Origin of the sequence: Streptomyces sp. NPDC051738 (genome assembly GCF_044453205.1) — a bacterium.
Taxonomy (GTDB): Bacteria; Actinomycetota; Actinomycetes; order Streptomycetales; family Streptomycetaceae; genus Streptomyces.
Genome location: NZ_JBITCM010000012.1, coordinates 61,490 through 78,790 on the forward strand (window position 1 = coordinate 61,490; position 17,301 = coordinate 78,790).

19 protein-coding genes are annotated in these 17,301 nt (G+C 70.9%); 7 read left to right on the forward strand and 12 right to left on the reverse strand.

Annotated features, from left to right (window positions below; translation table 11 throughout):
* Positions 1-63: 63 nt before the first annotated feature.
* The 6 genes from ACIA8X_RS26925 to ACIA8X_RS26950 form a co-directional block, all read right to left on the reverse strand.
* Positions 64-786: a DUF6333 family protein gene (locus ACIA8X_RS26925; RefSeq protein ID WP_393452577.1), complete on the reverse strand. Its 723-nt coding sequence runs from the start codon at positions 784-786 to the stop codon at positions 64-66.
* Positions 787-835: 49 nt separating this feature from the next.
* Entirely contained in the window at positions 836-2,212 is a 1,377-nt protein-coding gene (locus ACIA8X_RS26930) for a cytochrome P450 (RefSeq protein ID WP_399459277.1), read from the reverse strand.
* Between the two features lie 164 nt (positions 2,213-2,376).
* The gene (locus ACIA8X_RS26935) at positions 2,377-3,180 is read right to left on the reverse strand and encodes a hypothetical protein (RefSeq protein ID WP_399459278.1); all 804 of its coding nucleotides are present in this window, start codon (positions 3,178-3,180) and stop codon (positions 2,377-2,379) included.
* Between the two features lie 93 nt (positions 3,181-3,273).
* Positions 3,274-4,122, reverse strand: coding sequence for an aldo/keto reductase (locus ACIA8X_RS26940; RefSeq protein WP_399459279.1), 849 nt, complete (start codon positions 4,120-4,122; stop codon positions 3,274-3,276).
* Between the two features lie 26 nt (positions 4,123-4,148).
* The gene (murQ, locus tag ACIA8X_RS26945) at positions 4,149-5,084 is read right to left on the reverse strand and encodes an N-acetylmuramic acid 6-phosphate etherase (RefSeq protein WP_393452589.1); all 936 of its coding nucleotides are present in this window, start codon (positions 5,082-5,084) and stop codon (positions 4,149-4,151) included.
* Positions 5,085-5,197: 113 nt separating this feature from the next.
* A complete protein-coding gene (locus tag ACIA8X_RS26950; RefSeq protein WP_399459280.1) occupies positions 5,198-6,115 on the reverse strand; it encodes a MurR/RpiR family transcriptional regulator in 918 nt (305 codons plus the stop codon).
* Between the two features lie 56 nt (positions 6,116-6,171).
* Between ACIA8X_RS26950 and ACIA8X_RS26955 the strand changes: the two genes are divergently transcribed.
* Together ACIA8X_RS26955 and ACIA8X_RS26960 are read left to right on the forward strand one after the other, a co-directional pair.
* Positions 6,172-6,543: a hypothetical protein gene (locus ACIA8X_RS26955; RefSeq protein WP_393452595.1), complete on the forward strand. Its 372-nt coding sequence runs from the start codon at positions 6,172-6,174 to the stop codon at positions 6,541-6,543.
* Positions 6,540-6,809: a DUF4031 domain-containing protein gene (locus ACIA8X_RS26960; protein WP_093904425.1), complete on the forward strand. Its 270-nt coding sequence runs from the start codon at positions 6,540-6,542 to the stop codon at positions 6,807-6,809. The genes ACIA8X_RS26955 and ACIA8X_RS26960 overlap by 4 nt, the downstream gene beginning before the upstream one ends.
* 48 nt (positions 6,810-6,857) lie before the next feature.
* On the opposite strand, the gene ACIA8X_RS26965 is transcribed toward ACIA8X_RS26960, so the two are convergent.
* The 4 genes from ACIA8X_RS26965 to ACIA8X_RS26980 form a co-directional block, all read right to left on the reverse strand.
* A complete protein-coding gene (locus ACIA8X_RS26965) occupies positions 6,858-7,331 on the reverse strand; it encodes a carboxymuconolactone decarboxylase family protein (protein WP_393452598.1) in 474 nt (157 codons plus the stop codon).
* A 103-nt stretch (positions 7,332-7,434) separates the two neighbouring features.
* Positions 7,435-7,854: a PPOX class F420-dependent oxidoreductase gene (locus ACIA8X_RS26970; RefSeq protein WP_399459281.1), complete on the reverse strand. Its 420-nt coding sequence runs from the start codon at positions 7,852-7,854 to the stop codon at positions 7,435-7,437.
* Between the two features lie 76 nt (positions 7,855-7,930).
* On the reverse strand, positions 7,931-9,049 hold the full coding sequence (locus ACIA8X_RS26975) for a GNAT family N-acetyltransferase (RefSeq protein WP_399459282.1): 1,119 nt from the start codon (positions 9,047-9,049) through the stop codon (positions 7,931-7,933).
* 27 nt (positions 9,050-9,076) lie between these two features.
* Entirely contained in the window at positions 9,077-9,748 is a 672-nt protein-coding gene (locus tag ACIA8X_RS26980) for a hypothetical protein (protein WP_393452604.1), read from the reverse strand.
* Positions 9,749-9,811: 63 nt separating this feature from the next.
* Between ACIA8X_RS26980 and ACIA8X_RS26985 the strand changes: the two genes are divergently transcribed.
* Positions 9,812-10,486: a maleylpyruvate isomerase family mycothiol-dependent enzyme gene (locus ACIA8X_RS26985; RefSeq protein ID WP_393452607.1), complete on the forward strand. Its 675-nt coding sequence runs from the start codon at positions 9,812-9,814 to the stop codon at positions 10,484-10,486.
* A 123-nt stretch (positions 10,487-10,609) separates the two neighbouring features.
* Positions 10,610-11,320: a copper homeostasis protein CutC gene (locus ACIA8X_RS26990; protein WP_393452610.1), complete on the forward strand. Its 711-nt coding sequence runs from the start codon at positions 10,610-10,612 to the stop codon at positions 11,318-11,320.
* A gap of 121 nt (positions 11,321-11,441) precedes the next feature.
* On the opposite strand, the gene ACIA8X_RS26995 is transcribed toward ACIA8X_RS26990, so the two are convergent.
* Positions 11,442-13,523, reverse strand: a complete 2,082-nt coding sequence (locus ACIA8X_RS26995; protein WP_399459283.1) for a HelD family protein — start codon at positions 13,521-13,523, stop codon at positions 11,442-11,444.
* Between the two features lie 327 nt (positions 13,524-13,850).
* Between ACIA8X_RS26995 and ACIA8X_RS27000 the strand changes: the two genes are divergently transcribed.
* From ACIA8X_RS27000 to ACIA8X_RS27010, 3 genes are read left to right on the forward strand one after another with little or no spacing between them, the layout of a single operon-like run.
* Complete coding sequence (locus ACIA8X_RS27000) at positions 13,851-14,033, forward strand: hypothetical protein (protein WP_393452616.1); 183 nt, start codon at positions 13,851-13,853, stop codon at positions 14,031-14,033.
* Positions 14,034-14,049: 16 nt separating this feature from the next.
* Positions 14,050-15,273: a glycosyltransferase 87 family protein gene (locus ACIA8X_RS27005; RefSeq protein ID WP_399459284.1), complete on the forward strand. Its 1,224-nt coding sequence runs from the start codon at positions 14,050-14,052 to the stop codon at positions 15,271-15,273.
* Positions 15,237-15,569 (forward strand): hypothetical protein, encoded by a 333-nt coding sequence (locus ACIA8X_RS27010; protein WP_393452621.1) that lies wholly within the window; start codon positions 15,237-15,239, stop codon positions 15,567-15,569. Before ACIA8X_RS27005 ends, ACIA8X_RS27010 begins: the two co-directional genes overlap by 37 nt.
* Before the next feature lie 71 nt (positions 15,570-15,640).
* Here the strand turns inward: ACIA8X_RS27010 and ACIA8X_RS27015 are convergent, their stop codons facing one another.
* On the reverse strand, positions 15,641-17,284 hold the full coding sequence (locus ACIA8X_RS27015) for a DNA repair helicase XPB (RefSeq protein WP_393452624.1): 1,644 nt from the start codon (positions 17,282-17,284) through the stop codon (positions 15,641-15,643).
* Between the last annotated feature and the right edge of the window lie 17 nt (positions 17,285-17,301).

Below are 17,301 nucleotides of genomic sequence, written 5' to 3' on the forward strand. Positions count from 1 at the left end.
TCGGTCGAGGCTCACGCTAGAAGCCAATGAGGTCAGATTCTGACCTCAATCGCCCGGTCCGGGCTACCGGTTCCAGAACCACGTCTCTTCCATCCGGAAGGTGGAGCTGCTGGTGTGGCGGACGCGGAAGACGGACATCCTCAGGTCCCGGCGGCCCCATGGGTCGTACGGTCCGAGCGCGAGCCGGCACAGGGTCCGCCAGTCGATCTCATCGGACTCCTCGTCCAGGTCGATCGCTTCGTCGGCGAGGGTCTCGGAGCTGATGCCGAGGGCGCGCACCACGGCCCGAGGGTCGCCGGTGACTTCCAGCGGTTGCACGCCGGGCCAGCCTTCGGTGTGCAGCATCAAGCCGTCGGGAAGCTGGATGACGTGTTCGGCGCGGTCTTCTCCCAAGTCGACGTTGGCCGATCCGACGATCATGGCGTCGGGGTGGCGCTCGCGGAGCATGGTGGATGCCCCGAGCAGCGGCACATCGCCGATGTTGTCGGCCAGGGCCGGGTCGGATATGGAGATGACGTTGCCCCAGCAGCCCACCTTGATGATGTCCAGGTCCGCCCGCGTCACCAGAGCCGGAGAGTCGGCTGCGGAGGCAGGGGGCAGCTCTTCGAGGATCTCCTCGACGGTGTTGAATTTCTCGGCGAAGTGGCGGGCTTCCTCCGGGTTGTGGGGGGAGAAGTTCACGGTGCCCGCGGGGAACGGGGGGAGGAGAAGGGTGAGGGTGCAGTCATCGCTGGATGCCCGAACTTCTCGGTCCGGTGGGCAGGTCCAATATGTGGTGTCGGTCATCAGTGCACCGTAGCGACGGGCACTGACAGCCCGAGCCCTAGGACAGGCCTTAGGACCGGCCCTGGGCCGCCCCCGGCTCGGGACGGTTCCGGGGACGGACGGTCATCCGCAGGGCGCGCGGCCGTACGGTGAGCCGGGCGACCTGGCGGATGACCTGGCCCTCGGCGAGTTCCAGCCGTACCGAACGCAGCATCGTCGCGAGCGCCGTGACCATCTCGGTGAGGGCGAGACGGTCCCCCATGCACTTGTGCTTGCCGTCCCCGAAGGGCAGGAACGCGCCCGGCGGAAGCTCCTGCGCGGGGTCCTTCCACCGGTCCGGGTCGAAGGTGTGCGGGTCGGGGAAGCGCTCGGGGTCGCGGTGCAGGGCGTGCTGGCAGTAGGCCAGTTCGGTGCCGGCGGGCAGCGTCCACTCGCCGAGCCGGGTCTCCTCCGTGGTGCGGCGGGTGACCAGCCAGCCGGGGTGGTGCAGCCGCAGGGTCTCGGTGATCACCCGGTTCAGATACGGCAGCCGGGTCACGTCGTCGAGGGTGACCGGCCGTTCGCCGAGGACCTCGTCCAGCTCGGCCAGGATCCGGGCCTCGATATCGGGGTGGCGGGCGAGTTCGTACAGGAGCCAGGACAGCACCGACGCGGTGGTCTCGGTGCCCGCCACGGCCAGGGTGAGGATCTCGGAGCAGATCTGATGCCCGGTCAGCGGCTCGCCGGTCTCCTCGTCGATGGCGCGCAGCAGCATGGAGAGCATGTCCCCGGTGTCGTGCCCGGAGGCCTGCAGTTCGTCGACGGCGGTGTTGATGGTGGCGCGTACGCCGTCCCGGGCCCGGTCGAAGCGGCGGTTGAAGGGCAGCGGCAGGCGCTCGGCCCAGTCGGGCAGCATGATGCGCACACCGACGTCGTTCAACACCACCGACAGGTCGCTGCGCAGCCGGCGGAAGACGGCGTCGTCGAGGCTGCCGGCGAACACCGTCTTGGCCAGCATGTCGAGGCTGAGCCCGACCATCGCCTCGCGTACGTCGAGGGGCCGCCCGGGCTCCCAGCCGGCGACCGTGGCGGCCACCTCGGCGCGCATGATGTCGACGTACCGGCTGATCTCGGCGTGGGCGAACGCCGGTTGCACCTGGCGGCGTTTGCGGACGTGGGTCCGGCCGGTGGCGGTGACGACACTGTCGCCCAGCAGCTGGCCCAGCTTGTCGTAGAGCCGGCCCTTGTCGAGGGTGGGCGCCAGGGCCTTGAGCATCTGGTGGATCAGGGCCGGGTCCTGGACCACGATGGTGCGCGTCCCCGGTTGCAGGACGATCTCGACGAGTGGTTCCCGTGTCTCGCGCAGTGAGTCGATGAAGCCGAGGTTGTCGCGCATTTTCAGAGCGTGGCCGATGAACGGAAACGATCCTGCGGCTCGGGGTATGGGGGGAGGCGCAGTGGACGGCACGGGTCATCCCTTCAGGGCGGCAATGGCGCCTCTATGCCTTCCCTGACCTTTCCCCAACGCAATCCTGTCATGAACGTGTCCTGCGCCACGTGGGGGCGAGCTGGCCGGGGGGGGGAGGGGGAGCCCCTCCCCCCCCCGGGGGTCCCCCGGTTACCCCGTCCCGGTCAGCCGAGCTTGGCCGCCTGGGCCTCGATGACGGCGGTCGGCTGCTCGAACGCCTCGCCCCGGGTGACCGCCGCGATGTTGAAGGACGAGAACCCCGCGAGCGTGGTGCCCTGCCGGAAGACGACGACCTTGGTCTCGGCGGGGGTGGCGCCCGTCTTCGTGGCCACCGTCCAGGCGACGGCGTCCTCGCCGGCCGAGAGCTTCTCCTCGCTGACCTTGCTGACCTGCTGCTTCTCCCCGTCGATCGTCATGGAGAAGCCCCCGGCGCACTTCTTGCCCGCCTCCCGCAGCGTGGCGAGGGTCTGCTCGGCGCCGTCGGCCTCGTAGGACCAGAGGGAGGCCATCGTCTTGGTGATGTCGAGCGAGTCGAGCGTCGCCTGCTCGGCCTCCTCCTCCGTCATCTCCGCGAGCTCCTCCATCGAGGGCATGTCCTTCTTGGCCGCCTCGGGCTCCTGGACCACGAGCCGTTGGACGCTCGACGCCGGCTTGCTCGCCGGCAGGGCCGACAGCACCTGAGCGACGGGCTCGCACTCGGCCTTGTCGACGGACACCGAACCGGGCTCGAAGACGTCGTCCTTCCCCGGCACCGTGATCTTGTGGCCCTCGACATCGCCCTTGGCGACCACGAGCTTCTCCAGTTCGGCGGCGGTGAGCGCCTTCGCCGCGGACTTCTCGGACGTGGAGCCGCCCTTCGCCTCCTTGTCCTCACCGCCCTGCTCGCCGCCACCGCAGGCGGTGGCGAGAAGCGCGAGGGAGACCGCGGAAGCGGCCAGGACGGTACGGCGAATGGCAGTGGCTGACATGGTGCATCTCCCGTGCTCAACGCTCTGCGCCCGGTAGCGGCGCAGAGTTCACGGAGACAAGACCAGCGTGACCCGGGCAGGGTTGTGCGCGAGCTACGGGGTTTCTGTGGCGGCGCGGCTCAGCCGGTCGTACTGCTCCCGGCTGAGGCGTACGGCGTCCGCCCCGAGGTTCTCCTCCAGGTGCGCGACGCTCGACGTCCCCGGAATCGGCAGGATCACCGGGGAGTGGGCCAGCAGCCACGCGAGGGCGACCTGGGTGGGCGTGGCGTCGAGTTCGGCCGCCACCGCGGCGATCTCCGCCGACCTCCCCCCGGACCCGCCCGCCGCGGCCGGCCGCCACGGCAGAAACGCGATGTCCGCGGCCGCACAGGCCTTCAGTACGGGTTCGTGCTCACGGTCGAGGAGGTTGTACCGGTTCTGCACGCTCGCGATGTCGACGACCGACCGCGCCTCGGCGAGCTCGTCGGCCGTCACCTCCGACAGGCCGATCCGCCCGATCTTGCCCTCGTCGCGCAGGTCGCGGAGGGCGCCGAGCTGGTCGGCGAGGGGCACGCCCGGGTCGAGGCGGTGGAGTTGGAGCAGCTCGATGCGGTCCAGGCGCAGTCGGCGCAGGGCCTCGTCGACCTGCCCGCGCAGATCGTCCGGTTCGCCCGCGTGCCGCCAGCCCTCACCGGACGTGGTCTGCCGGAACCCGACCTTCGTGGCGATCAGGAGCCCCTCCGGGTACGGATAGAGGGCCTCGGCGAGGAGATCCTCGTTCGCTCCCCAGCCGTACAGATGCGCCGTGTCGATGAGCGTGACGCCCAGTTCGACCGCGCGCCGGGCGACCGCGACGCAGGCGGCGCGCTCCTCGGCGGATTCGGGACGCAGATGCATGGCCCCGAACCCGAGCCGTCGTACTTCCAGATCGCCGCCGATGCGGAACGTCGTCGGTGCCGTCATGCGGCCACGCTAACAGGGGAGTTGACTCAGTCCCCGGCTGTTTTCAGCGCCGTCCGCAGGTGTCCGTCGGACGCCGACAGCAGCCCCGTCGCGGTGGGCCCGTCCACGCCGGCCAGCAGAATCAGGATCGCCGTCTTCACCTCGCCGCCCGCCTCGGTCAGGGCCCGCTCGATGTCGGATTCGGGCGCGCCGGTGGCCAGGGCGACGATACGGCGGGAGCGGGCGCGCAGCTTGTCGTTGGAGGCGCGGACGTCGACCATCAGGTTTCCGTACGTCTTGCCCAGGCGGATCATCGTGATCGTCGAGAGCATGTTGAGGACCAGCTTCTGGGCCGTACCCGCCTTGAGCCGGGTAGAGCCGGTCAGCAGCTCCGGGCCCACGACGACCTCGATGCCGTGCTCGGCCGCGGCGGCCAGGGCGCTGTCCGGGTTGCAGGACAGGCCGACCGTCAACGCCCCCTGCGCCCGCGCGTGTTGGACCGCGCCGATCGCGTACGGGGTGCGCCCGGAGGCGGAGATGCCGACGACCGTGTCGGCGGGGGTGAGCGGGAGGGCGTCGAGATCGGCCCGGGCCAGCGCTTCGGAGTCCTCGGCGCCCTCGACGGAGGTCACCATCGCCTCCGGCCCGCCCGCGATGAGCCCGACCACTTGGTCCGGCTCGGTGTTGAAGGTCGGCGGACACTCGGAGGCGTCGAGCACCCCGAGGCGCCCGGCGGTACCGGCACCCGCGTAGACGAGCCGGCCGCCCCGGGCCATCCGCTCGGCGATGGCGTCGATGGCGGCGGCGATCTGCGGCAGCCGCGACGCCACGGCGGCGGGCACGGAGGCGTCCTCACCGTTCATGAGGCGGGCGATATCGAGGGTGGGCAGCTGATCGATCTCGGCGAGCTCGGGCCGGAAGGCTTCAGTTGTCAGGGAGTCCAACTCGGCGCGGAGATCACGGGGGTTGGATGGAGAGGTCATGAGAGACGGCTCTTTCTGATGTGCGGTGCTCTGTCCGACCTCCAGGGGCGCGGGGAACTGCGCGACCAGCCACAATGGACCCGCAGACAACCCACAACAGTCGGACCTACGGTCTATCTACGATGCCGATGTGCCAGCGCCTCGTAAGACGCGGCCAACGCAGGCGCCGCAGTCTCATAAGTCTGCTGAGCAACCCCCACAAACAGGCAGTCCACCACAAGAAGCTGACTGGTCCGAGACGACATGGCCGCGGGCCGCAACTCACTCTCCCGAGCCGTGGACGTCGTAAGGATGTGATCGGCGTACTGGGTGACGGGCCCGTCCGGCCGCCCGGTGATCGCGACGGTAGTCGCCCCGTGCTCGAAGGCGACCCGCAACGGCTCGATGACATCCCCCGTCGACCCGGAATGCGTGATCGCGATCGCCACGTCACCGGCACGGAGCTGCACGGCGTTGGTCACGGCAAGATGCGGATCACTGTGCGCATGGGCTATCAGCCCTATACGCGACAGCTTCTGCACAAGGTCCTGTGCGACCAGCCCAGACGCGCCGACGCCGTACACGTCGATCCGGCGGGCCCCGGCGGCGGCCGACACCGCCGCTCCCAGCTGGCCCGTGTCGAGGCCGGCGGCCGTGTCGGCGAGGGTCTGCTGTTCGTCGTAGGCGAGCTTGGCGACCACGTCCGCGATCGGGTCGTCCACCGCGATGTCGGTGGTGATGGCGGGCGCGCGGCCCGACTGCTGCTGGGCGGCGAGGCCGGCGAGGGCGAGGCGCAGGTCGCGGTAGCCGGGGTAGCCGAGGATGCGGGCGGTGCGCACGACGGTGGCCTCGCTGGTGCCGGTGCGTTCGGCGAGGCCGGTGACCGTGAGGGCCGCACAGCCCGCCGGGTCGTTCGCGACCGCTTCGGCGACGCGCTGCATGGAGCGGGTCATCGACGGGGCGAGCGTGCGCACCTTGGCCGCGAGGGCGGCGGGCGCGGGCGGGGGCCCTCCGGAACCACTGCCGAAACTTTCCTTCACTTCCTGGGTCACAGATGAAAGATATTTTCGGCTCGGTGTCGTGGTCAAGAGTGCGCACAATGGGACCCATGGAACCCATCACTCCGCTGGAGCAGGCGCTGCACACGGCCCGCGCCCTGGTGCTCGCCGATCTGGTCGCGGGCGAGGTCGCCGAGGCGGACGTCGTCTCGCTGGTCGAGGAGTCGGTCGTACAGCGGCGTTGGTGGGTGGAGCAGTGGCCGGACGGCGTGGCGTACGTGGCCGGGCTCGTCGCCCAGGACGTGCAGGACGCCCTGCTGGACAAGTACGGCCGCTGGCCGCTGTGCCCGGTCTGCCGCTCCGGCGTCCCGCACGCGCTGGAGATCGAGCCGGAGCTGGGCCCCGATCCGCACTGGGTGTGCCACGAGGCGGGCGTGAAGGTCGCGGCGGTGGGGTCACTGGGGTCGGCCGGCACCTCGTGACGATCTACATCGACCCGCCGACCTGGCCGGGGCACGGGCGGATGTGGTCGCACCTCGTGAGCGACGTGTCGTACGACGAACTGCACACGTTCGCCGAGGGGTTGGGCGTGCCGCGGCGGGCCTTCGAGCGGGATCACTACGACATCCCGTCCCATCGGTACGCCGATGTGGTGCGCGCGGGGGCGGTGGAGGTCAGCAGCCGTGAGGTGGTGCGGTTGTTGTACGGGGCGGGACTGCGCAGGCCGAAGGGGCGGGAGCTGGGCTGACGGGCGTTGGTCCGGCGCCCCCTCGGCCGTGCGGCAGGCTCGCAGGCCCTAGGCGAACTGGCCGGGCTGGTAGCTGCCCGCGGGCTGCTGGATCATGACGTTCAGTCGGTTGTAGGTGTTGATCATGGCGATGAGGATCACCAGGGCGGCGAGCTGCTCCTCGTCGTAGTGCTTGGCGGCGTTCGCCCAGACCTCGTCCGGGACCCCACCGGCCCCGTCCGCGATGCGGGTGCCCTCCTCGGTGAGTTCCAGGGCGGCGCGCTCGGCCTCGGTGAAACAGGTGGCCTCGCGCCAGGCCGCGACCAGGTTGAGGCGCAGCCAGTCCTCGCCCGCGGCCACGGCGTCCTTGCTGTGCATGTCGGTGCAGAAGCCGCAGCCGTTGATCTGACTGGCCCGGAGCGTCACCAGGTGCTGGGTGCTGAGCGGCAGCGGCGAGTCGTGCACCACCTTGCCGGCCGAGCCGAAGTGCTTGATGACCTTGCCGGCGATCGGGTTCTCGAAGAGGTTCAAGCGAGCGCTCATGGCCAACTCCCAAGTCGTTGTCGTCGGTTGTGGGTTACACAGCTCTGACGGAACGGCTCGGCGGGATGTGACATGAGTCGTGGCCCCTTGGGTGTGACGTGGGTCACGTGTGCGTGGCTCGGCGCATGGGGTACCAGGAGTCGCCGGCGGGCCGGGGAGGGTCGGACAGGTTCCAGCTCCACGAGAGGGTCGGCGTGATGCGCAGGTAGTGCCCGGGGCCCACCATGCCGGCCCGCTCGACGGGCCCGTCGGCGATGCCGTACACCCGGATGCCGCGCGCGATGAACGGCTCGACGGAGACCATGTCGTCCACGACGAAGGCCACCTTGTCGCGGCCGTGCCCGACATTGCGGAACTTGCGGGTGCCGAGCACCTCGGCGCCCGGCCCGCCCACCCAGAAGTGCGTGCCGTCGAACTCCAGGGCCACCGGCACGACATCGGGCTGCTCGCCCGCGCAGAGGCTGGCGAACCGGGCGAGCGGGTTGGCGTACAGGTAGGCGGTCTCCTCGTCGGTGAACGACATGGCGGGCTCCCTGAAGGCGTGCGGGTCGGCTCGGCGCGCCTCGGCTCATCGCGCCTCGGCTCGGCTCGGCCTCAGGCTAGGCTGCCGCGGGCCGCCCCCGGCGGACGTAGAGCCGGAGCGTCCGGTCCATGTCCTGCTCCTCGTGGGCCGTGCGCTCCTCCTCGCTGCTCGCCCGGACGTATCCGGCGCGCGTGGCCACGCCCTGCGACGGCGTGTTGGTGTCCTCGATCGTCGCGAACAGTTGCTTGACGTCGTCCCTGGTCAGCGCCAGGTCGGAGAGGGCGCGCAGGGCCTCGCCGGCGTAGCCGTGGCCGCGGGCGGATTCGGCGAGGTCGTAGCCGACCTCGGCCCGGCCCTGGTCGTCCGGTACGCCGTGGAAGCCCACGCCCCCGACGGCGCGGCCGTCCTCCCGCCGGACGAGGACGAACAGCCCCCATTCGGGCCGGTGCACGCCTCCCTCGTACGCCTTCATCATCCACTCGGCGGCCTCCCGCGTGCCCTGGAAGGGCCCGCCGGCGACCCATTCGAAGCCGCCGTCGCCGCCGGAGCGCAGGTCGGCGGCGGAGGCGGGGGTGACGCCCTGGAGGGTGAGGCGGTCGGTGGGGATGACGAGGTTGTTGCGCCAGCGCCACTCGGTGACGGGCGCGCGGCCGGGCAGGTCGCCGCGGCCGGTGGCCCACAGCAGGGTGCGCCAGTGGTCCGGTCCTGGCCGGACGTGCGGAAAGATCGTCGTGAGCACGAACTCGGGGAGTTCGGCGGGCGGTTCGTATGCCAGGCCGAGCCCCTCGGCGATGTCGTGCGTGTGCAGCAGCACTTCGGCGACGCCCATCGCGGCGAAGCCCTCGCGGTTCGCGCTGCGGAAGGGGTAGGGGTGGAAGCCGCGCGCCTCGCGGGGCGCGGTGCGGACGGCGGCGGTGAGGAGGGCGCCGGTCGTCTCGATGACGTGGAGGAGGCCCTCGTTGCCGGTGCCCTCGTCGAGGGTGATCTCGAACGGGACGTAGGCGTCCTGGGCGCGTCCGGCCAGGTTGGCGGCGTAGGCGATGAGGTCTTCGGCGATGTGGAAGGCGGTGGTGTGGCAGTCCCACTCCACCCGCCCGGCCCGGACGGCTGTCCAGTCCCGCTCCACGGCCGTCCGCAGCAGCGCCACGCTGCCCGCCACGGCTTCCTGTACGCGTTCCCCACCCATGTCTCGCATGCCGTGCAGGCTACGGCGACGGGCTGCTCAGAGCGACAGCATTTCCAGCTCGGAGGCGAGGTTGTAGCGGGCGGTCGCCTCCCATTTGTCCTGTCCGTGCGGGGTGCTGAACAGGCTTGGCAGGGCGAGGAGTTGGCGCAGGATCGCGGCGCGGCCCTCGCGGAAGGCGTCGTTCGGCACGAAGTGGTACTCCTCGCGGACGGCGGCCGTGTAGGCGGCGTACGCGGCGGGCGGCGCGGCGAGGATCGCGAGGTCGGCGTCGCACAGGACCTGGCCGTCGCGGTCGTCCGGCGCCGGGTCGTGGCCGGTGGTCAGGCGGACGAGGCGGGCCACCTCGGCGGTCCGCTCCGCGGGGACCCCGGCCTCTGGGAGGGCGCGTTCGGCGAGCCGGGCGGAGCGCTCCTCGTTCGTGGACCTCTCCGGCAGGTACACGGCATCGTGGAACCAGGCCGCGAGCCGCACCGCCACGACGTCGTCCGCGTACTGCTCCAGTACGTCGATGTGCCCGAGGACCGCGGCCAGGTGCTCGACGGTGTGGTATCGCCGCTGCGGCTCCGACCAGCGGCGCAGCAGGGCCTCCCCGTACCGGTCGGGGGAGGGGGCGGGGGAAGGGGAAAGGGCGGGGGCGCGGGAATCGTCGTCCCGCGCCGCGAGCAGGGTGCGCAGCCAGCGGGACCGGAGATCTTCGAGATCGGCCATGTCCTCATTCTCCCGTCCCGGCGTTCTCCCGTCCCGGCCGCCCCGGCCCCTAGCGTGGAGGGCATGACTTCTGCTGACGTGCACGAGGTACGGGATCCCGGGCTGCCGGGACGGCTGCTGGTCGTCGAGCGGGACGCGCTGGTTCCGCTGCTCCGCGCGAGGTCGGACGCCGACTTCGCGTTGCCGACCGTCGCGTGTCCGGGGTGGTCGGTGCGGGATGTGCTGGCGCACTGTTCGGCCGCGCTGATGCGGGTGGTGGAGAGCCGGTTCGAGGAGGGCGTGTTCTCGCCCGAGTCCAACGACCGGGACATCGCCGAGCGCGCCGACTGGCCCAACGCGCGGGTCGTCGACGAGCTGGAGCGCGGGATGACCGAGGCCGGCCCGGTGATCGCCGAGGCGGGCGGAGCGCTGGACGGCATCGCGCTGGGCGAGTGGGTGCACGCCGGGGACGTCCGGGAGGTGCTCGGGGAGCCCGGGGCGTATGCGGGCGCCGGTCTGCCGGATGCGCTGCGGCTGCTGGTCCGGCTGACCCGGGAGCGCCGGCTCATCCCGCTCCACGCCGATCTGGACGACGTCGACGAACCCCTGCGCCTGGGCGAGCCGGCGGCTCCGCGGCCCCCGGCGCGGTACATCGGCGACGCCGCCACACTCGTACGGCTGTATGCGGGACGCTCGGCGGAAGGGGCGTCGTACGAGCTGGCGGGGGCGGAGGTGCGGGAGCTGAACATCTTCGGGTGACCGCAGGGGATCACGCCAACTGGGAGGCCCTCCTCCGCGACGGCGTCTCCAACCCGTACCCTTGGATTGGACTAGACCTGTAGACGCGTGCAGTCGTCGTCGAATGCCGAGGAATGGGGTCCCATGAGCAAGCGTGCAGTCCTGGAGGTGATCGCCCTCGGCGTCGAGGACGCGGTCGCCGCCCAGGCCGGAGGTGCGGATCGGCTCGAACTGGTCACCGACATGGCGGCCGACGGGCTGACCCCGCCGGTCGAGACCGTCGCCGCGATCCGCGCCGCCGTCGACATCGACCTGCGCGTGATGCTGCGGCTGACGGACGGCTTCGCGGCAGGAGACCTGGACCGGCTGGCCCGTACGGCGCGCGAGATGCGGGACGCCGGAGCCGACGAGTTCGTGCTCGGCTTCCTCGACACCGACGGCGGTCTTGACCTCGCGGCCGTCGAGCGGGTGGTGGCGGCGCTGGATGGATGCCGGTGGACCTTCCACCGGGCGATCGACCGGGCCGCGGACCGTGACGCGCTGCGCAAGCAGATGGACGGGATGCCGGGGTTGGACACGTATCTCACGGCGGGTTCGGCGGCGGGGGTGGACGACGGGCTTTCTACGTTGCTCGCCGAGGCGGCGCGGAGTGGGGAGCCCGGGTACGAGCAGCGGATCCTGGTGGGGGGTGGGCTGCGGCTCGATCATGTGCCGGGGCTGGTGGCGGCCGGGATCGATGGGTTTCACATCGGCGGGGCGGCGCGGCCGGAGGGGTGGGACGGGTCGGTGTCGGCGGAGGCGGTGCGGGAATGGCGCCGAGTCCTGGACCTACCCAGGGGCGCGGGGCTGTGTTGAATTTGCGGCTACCGCCGCGCGGGCGCGACCAGCCCCCACGCGCCCGCACCCGGCGACGAACCGCACGAGGCACCCCACTAACCATCCAGAGGCACCGCACCAGCCATCCTGAGGCACCTCACTAGCCATCCAGCTGAGCCGGCAGCGGCGCCCCATGCACCACGATCAACCCCGAAACCGCCCGGGTCAGCGCCACATACAACCGCCGCAGCCCCGTCCGCTCATCCGGCTCGCCGTCCACCACCGCCTGGGGCTCGTCCAGGACGACGTAGTCGTACTCCAGACCCTTCGCGAGCGAAGCCGGGACCAGGGTCAGGCGGGTCTCGCGGGTCGTCTCCTCGCCGGGGGCCAGGTAGGTGATCCCCGCTGCCGTGAGCGCCTCCGCCAGAGCGGGCACCCGCGCATCCGCGGCGATCAGTCCGACCGACCCCTCGTTGCCCAGCAACTCCCCGCACGCGGCGACGACTTCGGCCGTCTCCGCGGACGCCGTACGGACCTCGAAGAACCCCGGGTTCTCACGGATCGAGGCCACCGGTGTCAGGCCGGGCGCGATGTGGGGGAGGAGGCGGGAGGCGTAGGTGATGACGTCCGTCGGGACGCGGAAGCCGGCCGTCAGTTCCTCGATGAGGCCGTCCGACTTGCCGAGGTGCGCCAGCGCCTCGTCCCAGCTGCGGGTCGCCCACGGCGTCGTGCCCTGCGCCAGGTCGCCGAGGACCGTCGCCGAACCCGTCGTGCAGCGGCGGCCCACCGCCCGGTACTGCATCGGCGAGAGGTCCTGCGCCTCGTCGAGGACGACATGGCCCAGGGAGGGGGTGCGGGCCACGATGTCGTTCGCCTCGTCGATCAGTACCGCGTCCGCGGCCGACCACTTGGCGGACTTCACCGACCGCGCCGGCTTCGCCCACAGGATCGTCTTCTGCTCGTCCTCGTCGAGGACCCCGTCCGCGTGTACGGCGAGGAAGTCGGCGTCCGACAGCAGCCGCAGCACCAGTTTCGCCGGGTCGACCGGCGGCCACAGCTCCTTGACGGCCGCCTTCACCGCGCTGTTGCGGGCCACCGCGTCCTGCACCCGGTCGTCCGGCGCCTCGCCGGACCGCTCCATCTGCACCAGCACGGCGTGCGCGATGCGCTGCGGAAGGGCCTCGCGGGCGGCGCCGTAGCGGATGTCGCGGGCGAGCAACTCGCGGACGATCTCCTCGACTTCGTACGCCGCGACGCGCCACCGCCGTGATCCGCGCACCACGACCACCGCCTCCGTCGGCATCGTCACGTGCGAGTAGATCGCCCGCCGCAGCACCTCCGCCATCCTCGCGTCGCCCTTGACCACCGCGGTCGCCGCCTCGTCCGCGCCGCGCACCTCGACGCGCGCGACCAGGTCGTCGACCGTCGCCTGGCGGACCGCCAACTCGCCCAGCGCCGGCAGCACTTGCTCGATGTACTGCAGGAAGGACTTGTTCGGCCCGATGACCAGCGTGCCGGTGCGGGCGAGCCGCTCGCGGTGGGCGTACAGCAGGTACGCCACCCGGTGCAGGCCCACCGCCGTCTTCCCGGTGCCGGGGCCGCCCTGGACGCACACCGTGCCGCCGAGACCGGACCGTACGATCTCGTCCTGCTCCGGCTGGATCGTCGCCACGATGTCCCGCATCGGGCCGACGCGCGGGCGCTCGATCTCCTGCTGGAGCAGCTTGCTGGTGCGGGCGGCCTCCGCCGGGTCGGAGAGGTGCTCGTCCTCGTAAGCCGTGAGGTCACCGCCCGTGTAACCGAAGCGGCGGCGCAGCGCGATGTCCAGCGGGTCCTTCTTCGAGGCCCGGTAGAACGGCTGGGACACAGGCGCCCGCCAGTCGATCACCATCGGGTCGCCGTCGGCATCGTGCACATGCCGACGCCCGATGTAGAAGCGCTCGCCCTCCGCGCCCTCCGCCTGCTCCACTCCGGGCGCGTGCAGATAGTCCAGCCGGCCGAAGAACAGCGGGGTGTCGCTGAGGTCGGCCAGTGCCTTGATGCGCAGGTCGATCTGGTGGGCGAGGACTTCGGCGTTGACCCAGTTGGCGGTGACGTCGCTGATGTCGAGGGACTCGACGTCCTCCCGCATGGCGCGCAGGGCGGCGCGGGAACCGGCGAGGTGGGCGCGCTCCCGGGAGAGCGGGTCGATCGGGTCGAGCGGGTCGGGTGGGCCAAGGGGGTCGTCGACGGGCGTGGACAAGGGGGGTGCCTCCGGAGGGCCTACGAGTGAGACGGGCGGCGCTGCGATGTGCCGACCGGTTTCCGTCCGGTCGGCGGCGCTCCATGAACGGAGGCGGGCAAGAGCGGAGATTTTAGGTGAGCGCCGAGGTCGGATGCCAATGCATTTTCCGGGTCGCAACGGGTGACGGGTCTGCGGGTGAAGGGTTTTCCGCCCCCTAGGGGACGCCGCCGACGCCGCCCTCCTCCCTGGGGGTAGGGGGGTCCGTCCGGAGGTGTACGGAGGTAGTACGCGGCTTGGCACCATAGGCCGATGCGTTCTTCGTGCCGATGAACCCATCATGAAGACATGAGCGCAGCAACCATCCACCCAGCCCCCATGGGCCCCCGAGGAGCGACAGCGCTCCAGGGGAGCCACCACCGTCACCGCCTCGGCGAAGCCCTGCGTGCCGTCAGGGTGTTCGCGGGTGCGGCCTTCGACGTGATCGTCCTCGGTGAGTACGGCGAGGAAGCGGGCGTCCGCCGCAAGTGACGCCTAGGGTCACTGCGTGACCTGCCGATCACACTCCGCAACTCCCTACGGCCTCCTGGCGATTTCCCTCCTCGCCTTCACCGCCTTCGCAGCCTTCATCGCCCTCAGCGTCCACCAGCGCCTCCCGATGGCCGACGCGCTGGTCTACCGGGCGGAAGGCGAAGCCGTCCTCCGAGGCGGCGCCGATCTCTACGGCTTCACGGTCACCGAGTGGCAGCTCCCCGCCACCTATCCGCCCTTCGCGGCCCTCCTCTTCGTCCCGGCGGCGCTCATCCCGGTCGCCGTCCTCAAGGCGGCCTTCCTGGTGGGCAACGCGCTCCTGGTCGCCGTACTGATCCATCTCTCCGCCCGCCTCGCCGGCCTGACCCTCGGCCTCCCGGTCCGCTGCGCCGCCACGGCCCTGGCCCTCTGGCTTGAGCCGGTCTTCCAGACCCTCCTCTTCGGCCAGATCAACCTCGCCCTGGCCTGCCTGATCCTGTGGGACCTGACCCGGCCGTCGGGCGCCCGCTGGAAGGGCGTCGCGATCGGCGTCGCCGCCGGGATCAAGCTCACACCGGCGATCTTCATCGCGTACCTGCTGCTGCGAGGGCGCCTGCGGGAGGCGTGCACGGCGACGGCGGCCTTCGCGGGGACCGTCGCCGTCGGCGTCCTCACGCTCCCCTCCGCGAGCCTCGACTTCTGGGCCCGCCGCCTCTACGAGACGGACCGCGTGGGCAAGGCCTGGATCGTCGACAACCAGTCCCTGCAGGGCCTGGTCGCCCGCGCCCTGGGAACTGCCGAACCGGGCCCGGCCTGGGCGCTCCCGGCGGCGGCCGTCGCCCTCACGGGGCTGTGGCTGACCGCGCGGGCCGCCCGGGAGAGCCACGCCGTCCTCCTCACGGCCTTCACCGCGCTGCTGATCTCGCCGATCAGCTGGTCCCATCACTGGGTGTGGTGCGTGCCGCTGATCGCGGTTCTGGTGGCGGAGGGGCGGCTGCGTACGGCATGGCTCGTGGTCGTCGTCTTCACGGCCCGCACCATGTGGCTGGTGCCTCACGAGGGTGCCCTGGACCTCGAACTGCCGTGGTGGCAGCAGGCATTGGCTGCCCCGTACCCCCTCCTGGTGCTCACCATCGTGTGTGGCAGCATGATCAGCCGTTGTCCGAATCACTCGAATCATTCGATTCAGTTGATTCATTCGATCGAGCAAACGGGGAAATCTGTATGCGCTTCTCGTCGCTTCCGTTCCGCAAGGCGGTGAGCGGTCTGACCGCCGCCACCGCACTCGCCCTCGGCGCCACGCTCGTGGCCGCGCCCAGCGCCTCGGCCGTGGGGGAGCACTCGTCGTGCACCAAGAACATCAGGAACAAGACCCTGCAGGTCGTCCAGTGGGACCACGCGGACATGTACGCCAAGCCCAGCTTCAGCTCCACGGTGAAGAAGTCCGTGTTCGCGGGCAGCAACGTGACCGTGTACTGCACCGCCAAGGGCGGTGACTGGTACTACTCCAAGTCCGGCAACACCAAGGGCTGGATGGAGTACCACGCGTTCTTCTAGGCCGCACAGCCGGGCTGTAGCGGGCCTAGCAGGCCATGGCCCGTTATAGCCGCTACAGCCCGGTTCTCTGCCTAGCCCTCCGCCAGCATCTCGTCCGCGTCCACGATCCGGTACGCGTACCCCTGCTCCGCCAGGAACCGCTGGCGGTGGGCGGCGAAGTCCTGGTCGATCGTGTCGCGGGCGACGACCGAGTAGAAGTGGGCCTGGTGGCCGTCGGCCTTGGGCCGCAGCACCCGCCCCAGCCGCTGTGCCTCCTCCTGGCGCGAGCCGAAGGTGCCCGAGACCTGGATGGCGACCGTGGCCTCCGGCAGGTCGATGGAGAAGTTCGCGACCTTGGACACGACGAGCACGCTGATCTCGCCCTCCCGGAAGGCGTCGAAGAGCTTCTCGCGCTGGGCGTTGGAGGTCTCGCCCTTGATGACGGGGGCGTTCAGATGCTCGCCCAGTTCGTCGAGCTGGTCGATGTACTGGCCGATGACCAGGATCTGCTGCCCGGCGAACCGGCGGACGATGGCCTCGGTGACCTTCCGCTTGGTGTCGGTCGTCGCGCAGTAGCGGTACTTCTCCTCCTGCTCGGCGGTGGCGTACGCGAGCCGCTCGGAGTCGGTGAGATTGACCCGGACCTCGACGCAGTCGGCGGGCGCGATGTAGCCCTGCGCCTCGATCTCCTTCCACGGCGCGTCGAACCGCTTGGGGCCGATGAGGGAGAACACGTCGGACTCGCGCCCGTCCTCCCGGACGAGGGTCGCGGTCAGCCCGAGCCGTCGCCGGGCCTGGAGATCGGCCGTGAACTTGAAGACCGGCGCGGGCAGCAGGTGCACCTCGTCGTAGAGGATGAGCCCCCAGTCGCGGGAGTCGAAGAGCTCCAGGTGCGGATAGACACCCTTCCGCTTCGTCGTCAGGACCTGGTACGTCGCGATGGTGACGGGCCGGATCTCCTTCTTCGTCCCGCTGTACTCGCCGATCTCCTCCTCGGTGAGCGACGTCCGCTTCACCAGCTCGTGCTTCCACTGCCGGGCCGAGACGGTGTTCGTCACGAGGATGAGCGTGGTCGACTTCGCCTGGGCCATCGACCCGGCGCCGACGAGGGTCTTACCGGCGCCGCACGGCAGCACCACGACCCCGCTGCCGCCGTGCCAGAAGTTCTCCACGGCCTGCTTCTGGTACGGCCTCAGCGCCCAGCCGTCCTCGTGCAGCTCGATCGGGTGCGCCTCGCCGTCGACGTACCCGGCGAGGTCCTCGGCCGGCCAGCCCAGCTTCAGCAGCGTCTGCTTGATCTGGCCCCGCTCGGAGGGGTGCACGGCCACGGTGTCCGGGTCGATGCGGGCGCCGACGAGCGGCGCGACCCGCTTCGAGCGCAGCACCTCCTCCAGGACCGGGCGGTCGGTGGTGGTGAGGACGAGGCCGTGCGTGGGGTGCTTGGAGAGCGTCAGCCGGCCGTAGCGGTCCATCGTGTCGGCGATGTCGACCAGCAGGGCATGCGGCACGGGGTAGCGGCTGTACGTCACCAGCGCGTCCACGACCTGCTCGGCGTCGTGCCCGGCCGCGCGCGCGTTCCACAGGCCGAGCGGGGTCACCCGGTAGGTGTGGATGTGCTCCGGCGCGCGCTCCAGCTCCGCGAACGCGGCGATCGCCCGACGGCACTCATCGGCCCGCTCGTGGTCGACCTCCAGGAGCAGGGTTTTGTCCGACTGGACGATCAGTGGTCCGTTCACGTGCGTCAGCCCTTCCG

Coding starts and splice junctions, on each gene's coding strand:
- ACIA8X_RS26990 (WP_393452610.1), top strand. CDS start 10,610: ATGAGCAAGCGTGCAGTCCTGGAGGTGATCGCCCTCGGCGTCGAGGAC.
- ACIA8X_RS26965 (WP_393452598.1), bottom strand. CDS start 7,331: ATGAGCGCTCGCTTGAACCTCTTCGAGAACCCGATCGCCGGCAAGGTC.
- ACIA8X_RS26925 (WP_393452577.1), bottom strand. CDS start 786: ATGACCGACACCACATATTGGACCTGCCCACCGGACCGAGAAGTTCGG.
- murQ (WP_393452589.1), bottom strand. CDS start 5,084: ATGACCTCTCCATCCAACCCCCGTGATCTCCGCGCCGAGTTGGACTCC.
- ACIA8X_RS26980 (WP_393452604.1), bottom strand. CDS start 9,748: ATGGCCGATCTCGAAGATCTCCGGTCCCGCTGGCTGCGCACCCTGCTC.
- ACIA8X_RS26970 (WP_399459281.1), bottom strand. CDS start 7,854: ATGTCGTTCACCGACGAGGAGACCGCCTACCTGTACGCCAACCCGCTC.
- ACIA8X_RS27010 (WP_393452621.1), top strand. CDS start 15,237: ATGCGCTTCTCGTCGCTTCCGTTCCGCAAGGCGGTGAGCGGTCTGACC.
- ACIA8X_RS26985 (WP_393452607.1), top strand. CDS start 9,812: ATGACTTCTGCTGACGTGCACGAGGTACGGGATCCCGGGCTGCCGGGA.
- ACIA8X_RS26955 (WP_393452595.1), top strand. CDS start 6,172: ATGGAACCCATCACTCCGCTGGAGCAGGCGCTGCACACGGCCCGCGCC.
- ACIA8X_RS26975 (WP_399459282.1), bottom strand. CDS start 9,049: ATGCGAGACATGGGTGGGGAACGCGTACAGGAAGCCGTGGCGGGCAGC.
- ACIA8X_RS27000 (WP_393452616.1), top strand. CDS start 13,851: ATGAGCGCAGCAACCATCCACCCAGCCCCCATGGGCCCCCGAGGAGCG.
- ACIA8X_RS26940 (WP_399459279.1), bottom strand. CDS start 4,122: ATGACGGCACCGACGACGTTCCGCATCGGCGGCGATCTGGAAGTACGA.
- ACIA8X_RS26935 (WP_399459278.1), bottom strand. CDS start 3,180: ATGTCAGCCACTGCCATTCGCCGTACCGTCCTGGCCGCTTCCGCGGTC.